Annotated in this window: 12 protein-coding genes; 1 reads left to right on the forward strand and 11 read right to left on the reverse strand. The window is 51.1% G+C overall.

Annotation, left to right across the window (positions count from 1 at the left end):
* Positions 1–31: 31 nt before the first annotated feature.
* From J7L64_05550 to J7L64_05565, 4 genes are all read right to left on the reverse strand, one after another.
* The gene (locus tag J7L64_05550; protein ID MCD6451807.1) at positions 32–628 is read right to left on the reverse strand and encodes a peptidyl-prolyl cis-trans isomerase; all 597 of its coding nucleotides are present in this window, start codon (positions 626–628) and stop codon (positions 32–34) included.
* 15 nt (positions 629–643) lie between these two features.
* Positions 644–2,032 carry a glutamine synthetase gene (locus J7L64_05555; GenBank protein MCD6451808.1) on the reverse strand — a complete coding sequence of 463 codons (1,389 nt, stop codon included), beginning with the start codon at positions 2,030–2,032 and terminating at the stop codon, positions 644–646.
* Positions 2,033–2,053: 21 nt separating this feature from the next.
* Positions 2,054–3,715, reverse strand: a complete 1,662-nt coding sequence (locus J7L64_05560) for a hypothetical protein (protein ID MCD6451809.1) — start codon at positions 3,713–3,715, stop codon at positions 2,054–2,056.
* A 169-nt stretch (positions 3,716–3,884) separates the two neighbouring features.
* Entirely contained in the window at positions 3,885–6,509 is a 2,625-nt protein-coding gene (locus tag J7L64_05565) for a hypothetical protein (protein ID MCD6451810.1), read from the reverse strand.
* Between the two features lie 256 nt (positions 6,510–6,765).
* Here J7L64_05565 and lpdA point away from each other — a divergent pair, with 256 nt between their 5' ends.
* Complete coding sequence (gene lpdA / locus J7L64_05570; protein ID MCD6451811.1) at positions 6,766–8,169, forward strand: dihydrolipoyl dehydrogenase; 1,404 nt, start codon at positions 6,766–6,768, stop codon at positions 8,167–8,169.
* On the opposite strand, the gene J7L64_05575 is transcribed toward lpdA, so the two are convergent.
* The 7 genes from J7L64_05575 to J7L64_05605 form a co-directional block, all read right to left on the reverse strand.
* Positions 8,166–9,788, reverse strand: a complete 1,623-nt coding sequence (locus tag J7L64_05575) for an N-acetylmuramoyl-L-alanine amidase (GenBank protein MCD6451812.1) — start codon at positions 9,786–9,788, stop codon at positions 8,166–8,168. The two genes, lpdA and J7L64_05575, sit on opposite strands and share 4 nt — an antisense overlap.
* A gap of 28 nt (positions 9,789–9,816) precedes the next feature.
* A complete protein-coding gene (locus J7L64_05580) occupies positions 9,817–10,539 on the reverse strand; it encodes a transglycosylase SLT domain-containing protein (GenBank protein ID MCD6451813.1) in 723 nt (240 codons plus the stop codon).
* Positions 10,536–13,202 carry an alanine--tRNA ligase gene (alaS, locus tag J7L64_05585; protein ID MCD6451814.1) on the reverse strand — a complete coding sequence of 889 codons (2,667 nt, stop codon included), beginning with the start codon at positions 13,200–13,202 and terminating at the stop codon, positions 10,536–10,538. Before alaS ends, J7L64_05580 begins: the two co-directional genes overlap by 4 nt.
* The gene (locus tag J7L64_05590; GenBank protein ID MCD6451815.1) at positions 13,199–13,687 is read right to left on the reverse strand and encodes a regulatory protein RecX; all 489 of its coding nucleotides are present in this window, start codon (positions 13,685–13,687) and stop codon (positions 13,199–13,201) included. The genes alaS and J7L64_05590 overlap by 4 nt, the downstream gene beginning before the upstream one ends.
* Before the next feature lie 4 nt (positions 13,688–13,691).
* The gene (locus J7L64_05595) at positions 13,692–14,873 is read right to left on the reverse strand and encodes a type IV pilus twitching motility protein PilT (GenBank protein MCD6451816.1); all 1,182 of its coding nucleotides are present in this window, start codon (positions 14,871–14,873) and stop codon (positions 13,692–13,694) included.
* Positions 14,874–14,888: 15 nt separating this feature from the next.
* On the reverse strand, positions 14,889–15,809 hold the full coding sequence (locus J7L64_05600) for a branched-chain amino acid transaminase (protein MCD6451817.1): 921 nt from the start codon (positions 15,807–15,809) through the stop codon (positions 14,889–14,891).
* A 120-nt stretch (positions 15,810–15,929) separates the two neighbouring features.
* The coding region (locus tag J7L64_05605; GenBank protein MCD6451818.1) for an ABC transporter substrate-binding protein at positions 15,930–17,052 on the reverse strand (1,123 nt) is incomplete at its 5' end.

Genomic DNA, 17,052 nt, shown 5'->3' on the forward strand with positions numbered 1-17,052 from the left:
GGCAGAAAGCTCCTCTCACATATTTGGTCAACTACTCTTTAATAATCACCACAGACTTTATTATTACCGGCTTCTTGGGGACATCGGAAAAGGGACCTTTCCTACCGGTGGGAACCTTTGCAATCCTATCTACCACATCCATCCCCTTGATCACCTTTCCAAAGACGGCGTACCCGTACTTGTCGGGTGTTTTCCCTCTATGATCCAGAAACTTATTGTCCTTCAGGTTGATGAAGAACTGAGAGGTGGCAGAATCGATCACCTGGGTCCTTGCCATAGCTATGGTGCCCCGGAGATTGCTCAATCCATTTGTCGCCTCGTTCTTGATCGCGGGTCTCGTTTTCCTGGGCAGCATATCTGGGGTGTACCCCCCTCCCTGAATGACGAACCCCGGGATCACCCGGTGGAAGATGAGCCCGTTATAGAACCCGGACTTGACATATTTCAGGAAGTTGTCCACGGTGATCGGCGCTTTATCCCGGAAGAGCTTAATCGTGATATTTCCCATATTGGTCTTCATCACCACTACTGGATTGCCCTTGCCTTTAAGAGGATAAGCCGACAAAGGGGAACAAAAGAGAGATAAAAGGAAAACCAACGAAACAAAAAGGAAAAACCATCTCCTCATCTTAGTACTCCTTGGCTAAAGTACCGGCAGGTAGCGGGATATTTCATATTCGCTCACCTGCTTGTCATATTCCCTTCCTACATTCTTCTTGTATTCCGTTATTTCCACCTCCTTATTGGCGATAAACTTATTGAAGATATGGTCTCCTAATGTCTCCTTGAGGAGTTCGCTCCTCTTCATCTCCCTCACCGCCTCCTCGAGGTTAGCAGGAAGAGTTCTTATCTTGAGGCGCCGTTGCCTCGCTTGCGACATATCGTAAATATCCTCCTCCACGGGATCTGGCAATGGATATTTCTTCTTTATCCCATCGAGACCGGCGGTGAGCATCACCGCAAAAGCCAAGTAGAAATTCACCCCCGGATCCGGGGAGCGAAGCTCGATCCGGGTCGCCTGCTCTTTGCCCGGTTGATACTCGGGAACCCTGATATAAGCGGAACGATTCCTCTGCCCCCAAGCTATATAGACCGGTGCTTCATACCCCACAATAAGCCGTTTGTAAGAGTTTACCCACTGGTTCAAAACGGCGGTTATCTCCCGAGCATGGTGGATCAAGCCCGCCATATACCCCTTAGCTACATCGGAGAGATGATAGGGATCATCAGGGGAGAAAAATAGGTTCTTTCCCTCTCGCCACAATGACTGGTGGACATGCATCCCCGAGCCGTTCTCCCCATTTATCGGCTTGGGCATAAAGGTGGCATAAACCCCATGCATCCGAGCTACCTTCTTCGCCATATAGCGGAAGATCAACCCCACATCCGCCATCTCAAGGGCGTTCAAATAGCGGAGGTCGATCTCGTGCTGTCCATGGGCTACCTCATGGTGGTCGTATTCGGAGAAGATCCCCATCTTTCTAAGAAGAAGCTGGATCTCCTTCCTTACCTCACCATGACGCCCTCCATAAAAATACCCTCCACGATCAAGCGGAGTAGGCTCGTGTTCGTTGGGGAAAATAAAGAACTCAAGCTCCGGTCCTACCATAAAGTTATCGACGCCCAACTCCTCACATGCCCGGGAAAGGGCTCGCTTCAACACATAACGACTATCGCCTTGGTAGGGCTTTTTGTCTGGGGTCAATATGTCGCCAAATATCACCGCCTCCCGCCAGCGAACGCCATGATTGAACCCCTGATACTCCCAAGGAAGGATACGGAAGGTGGTAGGATCCGGCTTTATTATGAGATCGCTCTCCTCGATTCGGACGAACCCCTCTACCGACGAACCATCAAACCCCTTCCCCTCGGAGAACGTTTTTTCCATCTCATAGTTGGGGATTGAAAAATCCATTGGCCGTCCAAGGATATCGGTGAAGACCAACCGGATGAACTCAACACGACTCTCCGGGTCCATAACCGTCTTTAGGACCTCCTCCTCATCCCGATATCCGTAGGCCTTAACCTCCATAAGGAAAACCCTCCTTGAATTTTACTTCTTAAATAACTCATTGAAATCGAACTTAACGAAACGGCAGAAAGCTGCCTCCCTCACTCCATTCTTCAGATCCTCATTGGCAAGCTCAAATTGGAGTCGACCGGGATAAAAAATGATGGTGTGTTCTGTGGTCACATTCCCCCCGGCTCCCACCATTTCCACTATCTCTCTTCTCCCTACTGGCAAACCTTGGGCAATGAGACCTCTGATCCTCTCCCTATACTTGGTATATCGAGGACAGTTATAAACAGGGGAGAGAGGGGAAAGTTTGTACTTGAGGAAGGTATTGGTGCAAGCGAGAGAAAACTTATCATAAGGGGGAACATCGCCGGGCATTCGGACGACCTCCCCCTCCCTATCCGCCTCGACAATACAGGCGGGGACCCTTTTCCCATCATAAGGGAAAACGAGATGGAGAATTGCGCCACAAGCGACCACGCCACCGTGTTTACTTCTCAGAGTATCAAAGATTCTTTCCACCTTTTCAGGACCATCTTTTGCTCCTAACTCTTCCAAAAGGATACGACAGGTAATACTCCAGGGAATAAATCCACTAAGTTCTTTATCAGTAAGGCTATTCCCTGCATGATCAAATAACCCAACCCCCTCTTCGTTCATTCCAGAGTAAGTGCCGATAAAACCGGGCCACATAATTGAGATGAACCGGTTTTTCCCTGCCGGTTCATAGGCGGTGATCAAAAGATGATGGATGGTCGTGCGCCGAAGGTCCTTCTCCCCATCCATATCCCGCCCAATAATAAGTTCTCCTTTAAGCTCGCTCCCCTCAGTGCGCTTACCCCAGGCTGAGACTGATGAGCAGCGATAGCGAGTCGCCAGATAACCCAGATCCCACCATTCCCCATAGGCGTTTAATGCCTCCAGATCAAAGAGGTTCACCTCACGCTTAAGGGAAGGGAGATAAAGATCAACCCCGCTATCCCTCATCCCTAAAAGCATCGCTCTAAGCTCCCGAAGAGCCCGCTTGGGAAACACAAGCCGCCGTTTTACATAGGGGATAATCACTCTCTCATAATGGGTAGCTGAACCATCGAAAAACTCAATCGAAACGAACTCTACCATATCCCGGATCTGGGAGGCGAGGAGAAAACCTTGGGCATAACCGAGCTCTTCAGGAGTACCCCATATGTGGAGCACATTAAATCCTTTTATTTTCCTCAGAAGTCCATTTTTGCATCTCTTTTCCTTTGTCCTTATCAGAACTGGAGCGGTAAGGGCGAAATCAATACCCCTCTTCGCCGTCCCTTTGCCGATCCTCACTGGAGTGATATACCCACCATCGGAAGAGAACCACCCGGTAGGCTCTGCGAGATCAAAGTCAACCCTCCCGTTTCGATTTATATCGGCAAACCCCCACACAGCATAATTCCCAGAAGGAAGATCATCCAGACGATATCTACCGCCCTTCCCCACTTTAACCATCTTGTAGGGAGAAAAAGGGGGCTCAGCGAAGATATCGGGGATTGGTCTCCTCCTCGGTGCGGGATATGCCCGGACATAAATAGGGGCAGAAACGGGCTTTCGTAAACTCACCTTACCAGATATCGCCCCCCTCCCTTCCAAGGGCTCCCCATAAAGATAGAAGAGAACCCCTAATGAGAGAAGAGAAAACACAAAAAGCGTCACCCTCCCCTTCATTCCTCCCCCTCCCTGTTCATCCTTAAGAATACTGGAGCATAATATAACCGACAAAACCGTTTAAAAAGATAACATACCTTTTTCCCCCCTTCAAGGGAAAAGGTGGGCAAAAACTGGAAATAAAAAAAGGGGGGAATTACCCCCCTAATGGCAAACTGCTTATATAACTCTACTTTCCCTTCACCGTTCCATAGTAAATGGAGTTAAACAGGAGCTTAAAGGTGGCGTGTGGTTGACACCTCTCCTTGACCCCAAAGCCAAGAAGGATAACCCTTCCCTTGCCAAGGGGGACATCCACCACTCCTGCCTTGTTCCGGAGATAGCTTTCCCCGTGGATAAAACCGCTGAGAAGGAGTTTTCCTCCAGGATACTTGGCTACCACCTTGGGCGCCCTCTCCTTGGCAAACACGGGGACGAGAGCAAAAGCAGGATCATGCACAAACATCGCTGCTGTCTCTCTGGGCATTCCATAGGCTATGGGGTGGTTCTGATCATAGACCACCCTGAGGAGAGAGCCACCGCAATAGAACTTGCCTCGGGGAAGACCACCTATTACATCCCGTACCGGGATCCCGAACATCTTGATGGGAAGGAGAGAGGAAGATTGAAGGGTAATAAGGGTTCCACCACTCTTTACAAACTTCTTCAAATTCGCCACTCCTTCCTCTCCGATACCGCCAACATAGGCTGGAGGCATCGTACCCTTGGGGTATCCTTCCACTATCTCCCGAGCGCCACGCCAGGTAGCGGGAAGGATTATCACATCAAACCTCTCCTTCAGATGATCCGCCTTTACTTCAGCATTGTGGATAGTGGTGTAGGGGAACTCAAACTGCTCAAGCAACCACCGGGTCCACCCTTCATCTATATTGCCCGTCCAGGGCTGATAAAGGGCGAGGCGCAGTTTTCTGAGCCTCATCATTGGAACCTTCGGCTTCGATTTTACCCCCACTATCTCAAGCCCAAGGCCAGAAGAGAGCTTCCTCATCCGACCTCGAGATATCTTGGCAGAGGGGATAATGATAGCCCCAGCATCAAACCGTCTTCCTCCAATGGAGAAACTCTTCTTCGCCCAATATACCGTTCCTCCTGCCTTGAACACCCGGTTAATTAGGATAAAGGCATTGTTGCTCCGATGGCTCACGATGTAACCATACCCTGGAGATCCCTCTATCTTGCTTTTTAGAGGTGGGATCTTTTCCACCAGTTCGAGCTCAGCCTTTATCGGGGTATTGGCGGGAATCACCTTTACCCCCATCTGAAGAGGCAGGGTCCACCCAGTAACATCATAGGAGGGAAGGGGAGCACCAGGGAAACTCTGAGGTCTCACTATTGCCTGCCATAAAGTGGGATACTTTCGGAGGTCGGGATACTTCTGTTTCTCGAACACGGTCTTCACAAATAGCGCAAAAGGCTGGTTCATCAGAATGACATAGGTGCCAGCGGGATAAGTCACTCCATCACAGGTGAAACTCTTCTTCGCCCGCCAGATCTTTATCGCATGGACCTCAGAAAGCCGTTTGAGAAGAAGATTCATCGGTCCCTTGTCCCACTGCTTCTCAGGGATGATGTAGGCATAGGGCGCTTCTTTAGTAAACCGCTCTATTACACTCTTCCCCATCTTATAACGGTTTAGCAGGAACTCATCCTTGAACCGGGCAGCAGCATCGAGAACGGCGAGGGAAGCGGTCTCGCAATAATCAACTGCATCCCGAAGTCGCCACCAACCACCCTTCCAAGGAGTGGGGTAGAATACGGAGATAGTGAAATCTCGGTAATTCGCGGGGAAATCTCTCACGGTGTAGAAGTGAGGGGTGGCATAGCGGTAGAGGGCGGTCTCGGTGAGAATGGAGACGACATTATGAGTATCCACCCCTTGAGTCTCGTATCCAGGATACCAGGTATCGAAATGGATCCGAGATATGGCGCCTTCCTTTCCCTCTTTATCAAAGGTCTCCCCCATCACCGCGCCGATCAGGGTCCTCTCCCTTATCACCAAGGGATGGATGTTGGGATTGGTCGGCTCCGCATCTGGGGGAATCCATATCCTCGCGGGAAACGGAGCGGTCTGGTGGTGATTGTAGAGAACCTGAGGGAACCATTTACGGTGAACCAGCTTGAGGATATTCTGCGTCTCCGTCATATTAGCCATAAAGTAGTCCCGGTTGTTGTCATGCCCCACATATACATGGTAAAGCCAGGGAAGAGGACTTACTTCATATGGGGTGCCCAGATTTCTCTTGTACCAATCAGCCACGATATCCATCCCATCGGGATTAGCGAATACCAATATGGTGATGACATTGTTCAATATCCGGGTGGTCCGCTCGTCGGTTCCGGTAACCAAGTCATAGGCGAGCTTTATCAGTTGCTGTGCCGGAGCACACTCGGTGGCATGGAGACCACCGTCGATATAGACAACCGCCTTTCCCTCTTTGGCAAGCCTCTTCGCCTCATCATCAGATACCTCAACCCGGGCGAGCTTGGCTGCTATCTCCCGATACTTCTCCAAATTAGCCATATTTTCCGGTGAGGTTATAACCGCATAGTACATCGTCTTCCCCAGAGATGTCTTCCCCATAGTAAACAACTTGAACTTGTCCGAAGCCTTATCCAAGGCCTTGAAATACTCGATCGCCTGTTCATAGGTAGCCAAGTGGTAGTCAGCACCTACCTCAAAACCCAATATCTCCTTAGGGGTGGGAACCCGCTCCTGGGAAAAAACGGGGAGAGCAAGGAAAGCGATAAATGGAAGTAATAGTAACAGCCTTCTCAAATGCTTAGAAAACATCATTCCCCCTCCTCAGATTTTGAGTTAATTTAAGGACTGCTGATTCCTTCCGCTATCACCCCTTTCAGCAAATTATTTGTTAATACTATTACTCTATAACTTTAGCCCCCTTCGCTCCTAGCTGTCAATTAGGAAAATAGGCTTCACCATTGGAAGAAAGCTTATCCATATCATTTCTATAATACCCCAAAAAGAAACCGACAGAATGAAAGGAATCTTACAAATTTGAATGATATAATCTAAAAGAAAGGAGGCGGAAATGGAGAGATACGATCTCGTCATCATCGGAGCAGGACCAGGTGGCTATGTAGCCGCCATAAGAGGGGCTCAATTGGGGGCGAAGGTTCTCCTCATCGAGAGAGATAAAGTAGGCGGCGTCTGTCTGAACCAAGGCTGTATTCCCACCAAAACACTTATATCGAGCGCCAACGCCTTTCGGACGATTAGCGAGGCAAAGAGATTAGGCATTATCGCTAAAGAAGGGGCAAAACCAGACTTCAAAGCGATGGTCGCCCGGAAGGAGAATGTCGTCTCCACCTTGGTAAAGGGGGTTAAGGCTCTCCTTAAGGCAAATGAGGTAACCCTCATCGAGGGCAAAGGTAGCCTCCTCCCTGAAGGAAAGGTGAGGATAATCCTAAATGATGGGGGAGAGGAGGAGATAGTAGAGGCGAAGAGGACGGTTATCGCCACCGGCTCAAAGCCGGCTGACCTTCCCGGAATACCTCTCGATGGAGAGAGGATCATCTCCGGCGAGGACGCCCTCTCTCTTACCAAGCTTCCCGGAAAGATCCTAATAATCGGCGCCGGGGCGATAGGTTCCGAATTTGGAATGATGTTTTCCGCCCTCGGGGTGGAGGTAGTGATGGTGGAGATAATGGAGCGTCCGGTACCGATGGAGGACGCTGAGATCTCAAGCATCCTCGAACGGGAATTCAAGAAGAAAAAGATCAAGCTCCACACAGGAAGAAAGGTAGTGACAACGAGAAAGGGAGAAACTGGGGTGGAGGCAGAGCTCGATTCCGGAGAGAAGATAGAAGCGGAGCTCATCCTCGTCTCGGTAGGGAGGAAGCTGAATACCGAGGGTATCGGACTCGAGGATGTTGGGATCGTCTTGGGGAAGAAGGGAGAGATAAAGGTGGATGCAAAGCTCGAGACCAATATCCCTGGCATCTATGCCATAGGGGATGTAATCGGCGGACATATGCTCGCTCATGTCGCCTCCCATGAGGGGTTGGTGGCAGTGGAAAACGCCTTAGGTGGAAGTAAAGAGATGGACTACACCGCTGTTCCCGCAGGGATATTCACCGAGCCGGAGATCGCCTCGGTAGGGCTTACCGAGGATGAAGCAAGGGAAAAAGGGATCAATATAAAGGTAGGACGTTTCCCCCTCCGCGTTTTGGGCAGAGCTCAGGCATCGGGGGAATTATCCGGTCTCATCAAATTGATCGCCGAAGAGGGATCGGGAAAGCTTATCGGTGCCCATATCATCGGCGCCCGGGCAACCGAACTTATCCATGAACTCACTTTGGCGATAAGGCTTGGGGTGTCTGCCCAGGAGGTCGAGGAGACGATCCATACCCATCCCACCTTTTCCGAAGGGATAATGGAGGCAGCGATGGATCTCTTTGGGCGTTCTATCCACCTTCCCCCGAGCCGGGGTTAATTAAGGGATTCGATATACCGTTTTATCCCGAGATAAAGGGCATAAGCCAGACGCTGGCGATAAGCGGGATTGCGGAGCCTTCTTTCCTCTTTCGGGTGGGAGATGAAACCAAGTTCGGTGAGAATGGAGGGCATATTGGCTCCTATGAGCACATAGAAAGGAGCCTGTTTCACCCCGAGGTTGTTTACCCGATAGTACCTCCTGAGGTAGGAGATCATAGTCTGCTGTACCTTCTTCGCCAGGTCCTTTGATTCATCTATCTTGGTATTCAAGGTGATCTTCTTCACCAGATCTTGCAGGCGAGCCATATTCTTTTCCGAAATGGCGTTCTCTCTGGCGGCGGTAGCCTCGGCATGAGGATCGATGGCGAAGTTGAGAAAGTAGGTCTCAATACCCGAGGTATGTTTGTTCCGATTGGCGTTGGTGTGGATGGAGAGGAAAAGATCAGCCCCTTTGGAGTTGGCTATCGCCGTCCGCTCCTCTAAGGGGAGGTAACGGTCATCCTTCCGGGTGAGGATCACTTTACAGCCAAGATTTTTTCTGATGAGTGAGGCGAGTCTCTTCGCTACATCAAGGGTGACGAACTTTTCGGTAAGCCCACTTCTGCCTATCGCTCCCGGATCCCTTCCTCCATGCCCCGGGTCGATGACAATGCATCTTACCCTAAGACCAAGCTGACGCGCTAAGGAGTAATGACCTTTCCTCGTCGTCTTAGCCGGCTTTCCAATAAACCTCGCTCCTTTCTCCCCCTTGACATCGATGACGATCCGGTTCGGGTTGTAAAGGTTGAACACGGTATAATCCTTCACCCGCCCCAGATCGAGCACCACCCGGACCACATTAGACCTATACTGGGCTACCCGCACCCGATTGAGAAACTCCCCCTTTATTGGAAAGACCTTACCCGCCAGCTTGGGAGTCAGCTTGGCGTTTTTAAGATCAAAGTAGATCCGATCCGGGTTCTTCAGCTGATGGTACTCGTACTTCACCTCATCGGCAATATCGATTACCACCCGGGTATAATCATCGCCCGTCCAGTGGCGGATATTCTTCACCCAAACAAGTCCGGTGGAACTCCTCTTTCTCTTCGCAAGCACCCTTTTGAGGTAGGATATCCGGATCCTCGCATACCTCGCTTTCTCCCCACTGGGGAACTCATCCACCACTCTCTGGTAATAACGAAGCGCCTGTTCTGGATCCTTCAGTTCAGAAAAGTATATCTGGGCTATGGTGAAAAGAGCGCTTTCCAAGTAAGGGCTTTTAGGATATCTCTTTACCAAAAAGCGATAACTGATAAGCGCCTCGTTGAGATAGGAGGAGTCTTTGAACTTTTCATACATCCCCTGATAAAGGGTGGCGATCTTGAATACCGCATCATCAGCTACTTTGTGATCGGAGTAAAGAACAGCAACCTCGCGATAAGAATTCACTACCTTGAGCCACTCCCCCCTTTTGCTTAACCTGGTGGGAGAACGCATTAACCGTTGATAGCGACTCTCAGCCAAGCGGTATAACTCTCTTGCCTTATCGGAGGGGAAAAGGGAGAGGGAGAAAAAGAAAAGGAGGAGAAAGACCACCCCCCAGCATAAGCCCCCGTGAAGCCTTTTCTCCCGGCTCATAGCCCCCATCGGGAAGGATTGAACATTATCATCGCTTAGCTCTTCTTCCCACCGGCTTGAGGTTGGTAAAACAGATCCTCCCTTTATCATCTAAATAGCGGTATACCCGCCCTTCACTTCTTGAAGAAGAAACCCTTCTCCCTTTCCTACCGAGATCAACCTCGGGTATGGAGGAGGTACCCAAGTACCGAGAATACACCTTCTTCACATATCTCCTCGTCTCTCGATAAGGGGGTATCCCCTTATACCGGTTGACCGCATTGACCCCGGCATTATAGGCAGCAAGGGCAAGGGTGAGATTATCGTGGTAATAATCCAAAAGATAACGAAGGTGCTTCACCCCTGCTTCAATGTTCTCGTAGGGGTTGAATACATCGGAGGCACCATGCCTCCTCGCCGTCTCCGGAAGGAGTTGCATCAATCCCTTCGCTCCCTTCCTCGAGACAGCATAGGGATGATAATCCGATTCCACCTCGATGATGGAATAGATAAGTTTGGAATCAACCCCATATTTTCGGGAGATCTGCTCGATAAAACCACCATACTCCCTCAAAAACGCCCGCTTTCGAGCAGAGGTGGAAAGATCAAAGCCAGAAAAATAGCGGTAGGAGAAATACCGCTTCGCCTTGGGATGGGGGATGTTGGTGAAGACGAGTTTTCCTGACCGATCTCGGTAATAGTATATCTGTGAAAACAAAGGAAGAGCGATAAGGAGAAGGACAAATACCGTAATAAGGCTCCTTATCCTCACTTCCTCCCTCCTGAGCTTTCTTTCAGCTTCTCCTCTATTATCCGATAGCTCTCCTCAAGCGCTTTGGAGATGAGCTCCGGTTTCTTCCCCCCTGCCTGGGCGAGGTCGGCTTTACCTCCTCCCCTGCCATCGACGATCTTAGCAAGTTCCCTTACTATCTCTCCGGCGTGAAGCCTACCTAAGAGATCCGGGGTCACCGCCACCAGCAATATCGCTTTCCCATTCCGCCCGCTTCCCAGCACCACTACCCCGGACTTTATCCTCTTCCTCAGGGTGTCGGAGTAATTCCTCATCGCCGAATCCTCAAGCTCAGGGACAAACTGCGCCACCACCTTGATCCCAGCCACCTCCCGGGGAGCCACCTCGGTGCTTTTCCCTACCGCCATAAGCTTCAGCCGTTCTATCTCCTTCTGATATTTCTTGTTCGTCTCTATGAGCTTTTCTATCTGCCTGACCAACTCACGAGGCTCTCCCTTGACCAAAGCGGATATCTCCTTCACCAGTTCTCGGAAAGAAGCGCTTCTCCTCACCGCCTCCTCCCCGGTCACCGCCTCGATACGGCGTACACCAGAGGCAACGCTCTCCTCGCTTACGATCATAAAGAAACCTATCTCCCCGGTCCTCTTAAGATGGGTCCCCCCACATAGCTCGGCGCTCACCCCCGGCACCCGAACCAACCTCACCAGCTCTCCATACTTCTCCTCGAAAAGGGCGATCGCCCCCTTCCTCACTGCCTCGTCATAGGGCAGGATCTCCACCTCAAGAGGGATGTCCTCTCGGATGAACCGGTTGACCAAGCCCTCGATGTTCAAAAGCTCAGCAGAAGATATAGGAGCGAAATGGGTAAAGTCGAACCGCAACCGATCCGGAGCCACCAAGGAACCCGCCTGTTTCACATGGGAACCAAGCCTCATCCTGAGGGCAGCGTGAAGGAGGTGGGTCGCCGTGTGATTCTGGGCGATCCTTCTTCTTCTTTCCTCATCGACCACCGCTTCTACAACCGAGCCAACCCTGAGCTTTCCAGAACTCACCTTAACCAAATGGGAGATAAGCCCATCAACGGGATAAACAGCATCCACCACTTCGGAAACACCATCCTGAGACCAAAGCTTTCCTCTATCTCCCACCTGACCTCCGGACTCTCCATAGAACGGTGTCTCATCAAGGAAGATCTCCCCCTCCTCCCCTGAAGAAAGCGAAGGAACTTCCTTTCTCTTCTTAATGATGGCGATTATCCTCGCTCCTTCACATCTCGTTCGCTCATATCCGAGGAACTTGCTCTCCCCAAACTTCTTCTTCAACGAGAGATATACCTCCTTCCCCTTCATCTCCCGCTCACCCTGCCAGGAAGCGCGCGCTCTTTCCCGTTGCTTTTTCATCTCGCCTTCGAACCCAGCCTCATCTACGGAAAGCCCCTTCTCCGCTGCCATCTCCTTTATGAAATCGAGAGGAAGTCCATAGGTATCGTAGAGACGGAAGGAGAGCTCCCCAGGCAAAACCTTCTCTCCCCGGGAGATTAGCTCGGAGGCGATCTCCTCGAATTTCCTGATGCCATAACTAAGGGTGGAGCCAAATCGCTTCTCCTCGGCGAGGGTCACCCGGGAGATGAATTCCTCCCCCTGGGCGAGCTCGGGGTAGGCGTTCCTCATCAGACTGACCACCTCTCCTATCAGCCGATAGAGAAACGGTTTTTCTATCCCAAGGAACCTACCATGACGGATGGCACGGCGGATTATCCTCCTCAAGACATAACCTCGCCCTTCATTCGAGGGAAGAACCCCATCGGAGACAAGGAAGGTAATTGACCGAAGATGATCGGCAACCACCCTTAAGGAGATATCGAGCTTAGGCTCAGCCCGATACTCCACCTGAGCCAACTCCGCTACCCGCTCGATCAGGGGGCGGAAGAGATCGGTATCGAAGTTGGTGGTCACATTCTGAAGAACCGAAGCAAGCCGCTCCAGTCCCATCCCCGTATCCACCGACTTGGCGGGAAGAGGGGAAAGGGTCCCGTCATCAGATCGGTTATACTCCATAAAGACGAGGTTCCACAGCTCGAGAAAACGGTCGCAATCACAGTCTATGCCACACTCGGGCTTTCCACATCCTGCTTCTTCTCCCCGGTCGATGATGATCTCGGTACAGGGTCCGCAGGGACCGGTATCGCCCATCGACCAGAAGTTGTCCTTCTCCCCCATCCGGTAGATCCTCTCCTCGGGAACCCCTATCTTATCCGCCCAGATACGATAGCTCTCCTCATCCTTCTCAAACACGGTAATGAGGAGGCTCTCTTTAGGGATTTTGAACCCCTCGGTGATGAGCTCCCAGGCATAGACTATCGCCTCCTCCTTGAAATAATCACCGAAGGAGAAGTTGCCCAGCATCTCAAAGAATGTGTGATGCCTCCCGGTATGCCCTACTACCTCGAGATCATTATGCTTTCCACCGGCGCGAAGGCACTTCTGGACGGTGGTAGCCCGAGTGTAATCCCTCTTTTCCACCCCGAGGAACACCTTCTTGAACTGGTTCATCCCAGCGTTGGTGAAGAGAAGGGTGGGATCGTCCTTGGGGACGAGCGGTGAACTCGCTACCACTCGATGCCCTCTTTTCCTAAAATAGTCGAGAAACTCCTTCCTTATCTCATCTGAACTCAGTTTTCTCATTCCTCTTTTAACCTCTTCTTGAAAGGCGCGAGTACCGAGAGAATAAGGCTCGAAGGGAACCCCTTTCTCGCCAGGTAATCATAAAGCCTTTTGAACTGAGCGATATCTTTAGGCGGTCCTGTCACCCGTAATCTCTTCTCAAGAGCCCGCTTCAAGACATCTTCCTCCTTCTCCTCCTCCGAAAAATAACGGGAGACTGCTTTCTCCGCCACCTCCTCTGCTATCCCCCTTTTCTTCATCTCGAGGAGGAGCCGAAACCGCCCCCATTTTCGCTCCCTTGCTCCAAAACGGGAGAAGACCTCGGCATAGAGGTTATCGTCGATATAACCCAATTCGCTCAGGTGTGTTATGATCTCCTCTATCTTCTCCTCCGAAGCTCCCCTCTTTTTGAGGGAATCCCGCAGTTCTTTTTCCGTACGAGGCTTCAACGAAAGAAGCCTTAGAGCATAACTGTATGGATCGAGCTTCCCCTTTCCCAACACCACTCAGCTATTTGCTATCATCCGGTTCGTTCGAAAGGATAAAGGGCGAATCTCCCTCCGGACGGTTGGCGTCGAAATCGAGGATCTTCTCCATCTCCTCCCGTGCCATATCGGAGGCGGACTGAATGCCCTGAACCCGAAGCTTGAACTCGTCAGGATTGCTCGCTCCCCTGAGCGCCTCCTCATAAGAGATAAGCCCCCGCTGATAGAGGTTGAACAGGGATTGATCGAAGGTCTGCATTCCGTACTGAGAGACGCCAGCAGCGATCGCCTCCCGGATCATATGGGTCTTCTCCTTATTGATGATGCAGTCCCGGATGAAGGCAGTGCTTCGCATCACCTCCACCGCGGGCACCCGTCCTTTCCCATCAGCACGGTTCATCAACCTAAGGGAGATTATCGCTTTAAGCACCGAAGCGAGCTGAAGCCTTACTTGCTTCTGCTGGTAAGGGGGAAAGACGGAGATGATCCGGTTTATCGTCTCGGTGGCATCGAGCGTGTGAAGGGTAGAAAGAACCAAGTGGCCTGTCTCGGCAGCGGTAAGGGCAGTCTGGATCGTCTCATAATCCCGCATCTCACCCACCAGGATGACATCCGGGTCTTGACGAAGGGCGCTCCGGAGGGCAACGGCGAACCCTTTGGTATCCACCTCCACCTCCCGCTGATTGATGATGCTCTTCTTGTCCCGGTGGAGGAACTCGATAGGATCCTCGATAGTGATGATGTGAACCGTACGATGGGTGTTGATGTAGTCAATCATCGCCGCCAAGGTGGTAGATTTACCACTACCAGTGGTACCGGTAACCAGCACCATACCCCGAGGTTCCAGGGCTATCTGCTCCAGCACCGGAGGAAGGTTGAGCTCCCTGATCGAAAGAACCTCAAACGAGATAACTCTGAGAACCAGACCTATCGTCCCCCGCTGCTGGAAGATGTTCACCCTGAATCGACCAAGGCCAGGAACGGAATAAGCGAGGTCTATCTCAAGGTCTCGCTTGAACTTCTGCTTCTGGTTGTCGTTCATTATCTCGAAGGCAATACGAAGGGTATCCTCCTGGGTGAGCCTATGGAATTCGATTAGGGGCATCAAACGACCATTAGCCCTGATATAGGGATAGTTGCCCACCTTGAGGTGAATATCCGAAGCCTGCCTCTCCGCCGCCTTGGTGAGCAACTCCTGTAGGTTCATATCATTCTCCCCTCCTTAGATATAGGTAAGCCAGTTATATCTATCCTCCTTCTCCCCCCTTACTATGCCGAAGAACTCATTCTGAAGCTCGGCGGTTATCGGTCCTCTCTTCCCCGCCCCTATCTTGATCCTATCCACTGAGCGAATCGGGGTAATCTCCGCTGCCGTGCCGCATAAGAAGAGCTCATCGGCGTTGTAGAGCATCTCCCGGGGTATCCTTTCTTCCACCACCTCGTAGCCCAGATCGCGGGCTAAGGTGATAATGGTATTTCTGGTGATTCCCTCAAGGATACTCGAATAAACCGGCGGGGTATACAGCTTCCCATCCTTAACCAAGAAGAGGTTCTCCGCACTTCCCTCACTGACATAGCCCGAGCTATCGAGGGCGATACCCTCGGCATACCCATCAATCAGCGCCTCCATTTTGATAAGCTGGGAGTTCATATAGTTCGCACCCGCCTTTGCCATTGCAGGGAGGGTATTGGGCGCCATTCTGTTCCAGGAGGAGACCTTAACATCCACCCCCTCCCGAAGCGCCTCTTCCCCTAAATAAGCACCCCATTCCCAGGCGGCGATATATACCTCGACCGGGCAGGGGAAGGGGTTTAATCCCAAAGAGTCATACCCCCGAAAGGCTACCGGGCGGATATAACAACTCTTCAAATTATTGATCCGCACCGTCTCAATAACCGCCTGGCTGAACTCATCGACTGAGAAGGGAAGGTCCATTCGATAAACCCGACAGGAGAAGAAAAACCGTCTGCTATGGTCCTCGAGCCTGAAGATCGCTGGTCCTCTCTTCGTCTCATAACACCGCTCCCCCTCAAAAACCGAGGAGCCGTAGTGAACCACATGAGAAAGGACATGGATCTTAGCATCATCCCAATCAATGAACTTCCCGTTGTGCCAAATCTTCTCGGATTTTTTGATACCCATTGTTCGCCTCACTCTTTATAAAATTCAAAGCCACTTATCCAATTCTCCTAAAACATCGTAATTAAATTATAGCATAAAAAGGGGACAAGGGAAACGAATCGAAGGGAGGAGAGGGAAGAATTACCTTTTTATCACCACATCCTTTAAGTATTTGAAGTTCGCATTGGGATAAAGGATGAGATTGGTTATCCCATCTCGGAAAAGGGCAAAGTTCTTATTATGCCATAGGCTGACATAAGGTAGGTCCTCCGCCACTATCTTCTGGATCTCAGAATAAAGCCTCTTCCTCTCCTTCTTATCCAGGGTGATCATAGCTTTTTCGATCAACTTATCGAGCCTTGGATTAGAGTATGCCCCACGGTTGGCACCGTTTGGGGGAACACTTCCTGAGTGGAAACAGTAGCGATATATATCGGGATCGGTCGCCCCAATGAAGCGGAGGAGATATATCTGAAAGTTGCCCTTTATTATGTCGGAATAGAAGGTCTGCCATTCATAGGAGCGAATGTTGAGCCTTATCCCCACCCGGGCAAGCTCACTGGCAAAAACGGTGGCAAGGTCCCGGGAGAGCTTGTTATTCGAAACCTTGAGGGTTAAGGTGATCCTCGGCGCCGGTCCCTCCCCGTCCGGATCCGGGAATCCCGCCTCATCGAGGACCCTTTTCGCCCGCTCCGGGTCATAGGGATAATGGGCTACATCGCCCTCATACGCCCAGTTTCCCCTGGCGAGGATACCATCTGCCTTCTCCGCCAACCCTCCTAACAGGGTCTTTATTATCTCGTCTCGATTGATTGCGTAGGCTATCGCCTCTCTAATCGCCTTCCTCTTGATTAGCTTATCCCGGAAGTTGAACCCAAGATAGGTGTAATTACAGCCAGGGGCAGTAATGAGGTTCAACCCGCGCTTTTTTGCCAGAACCATCACCATATCCGGAGGAAGGGCGTTTATTATCAGGTCAACCTCTCCTTTTTCGAGGGCGAGCATCCGGGTGGTGGCATCGGGAATTATCTTAAGCACCAACCGCTTGAGCTTGGGTTTTCCTTCGAAGTAGTGATCAAACCGAGAAAAGACAAGCTCCTCATCCTCCCGATAGGTCATAAGTCTGAAGGGACCGGTTCCTATTGGATGGTGGGAAAAATCCTTTCCCGCCCCAGCAGGAACTATTCCCACCCCTGCTATGTTGATCAGGAAGGAAGAAAAGGGCTTTTTGAGGATAAATTTGACGGTATATCTATCTGGCGTA

It is taken from the genome of Acidobacteriota bacterium (assembly GCA_021161905.1).
Lineage (GTDB): Bacteria > Acidobacteriota > B3-B38 > Guanabaribacteriales > JAGGZT01 > JAGGZT01.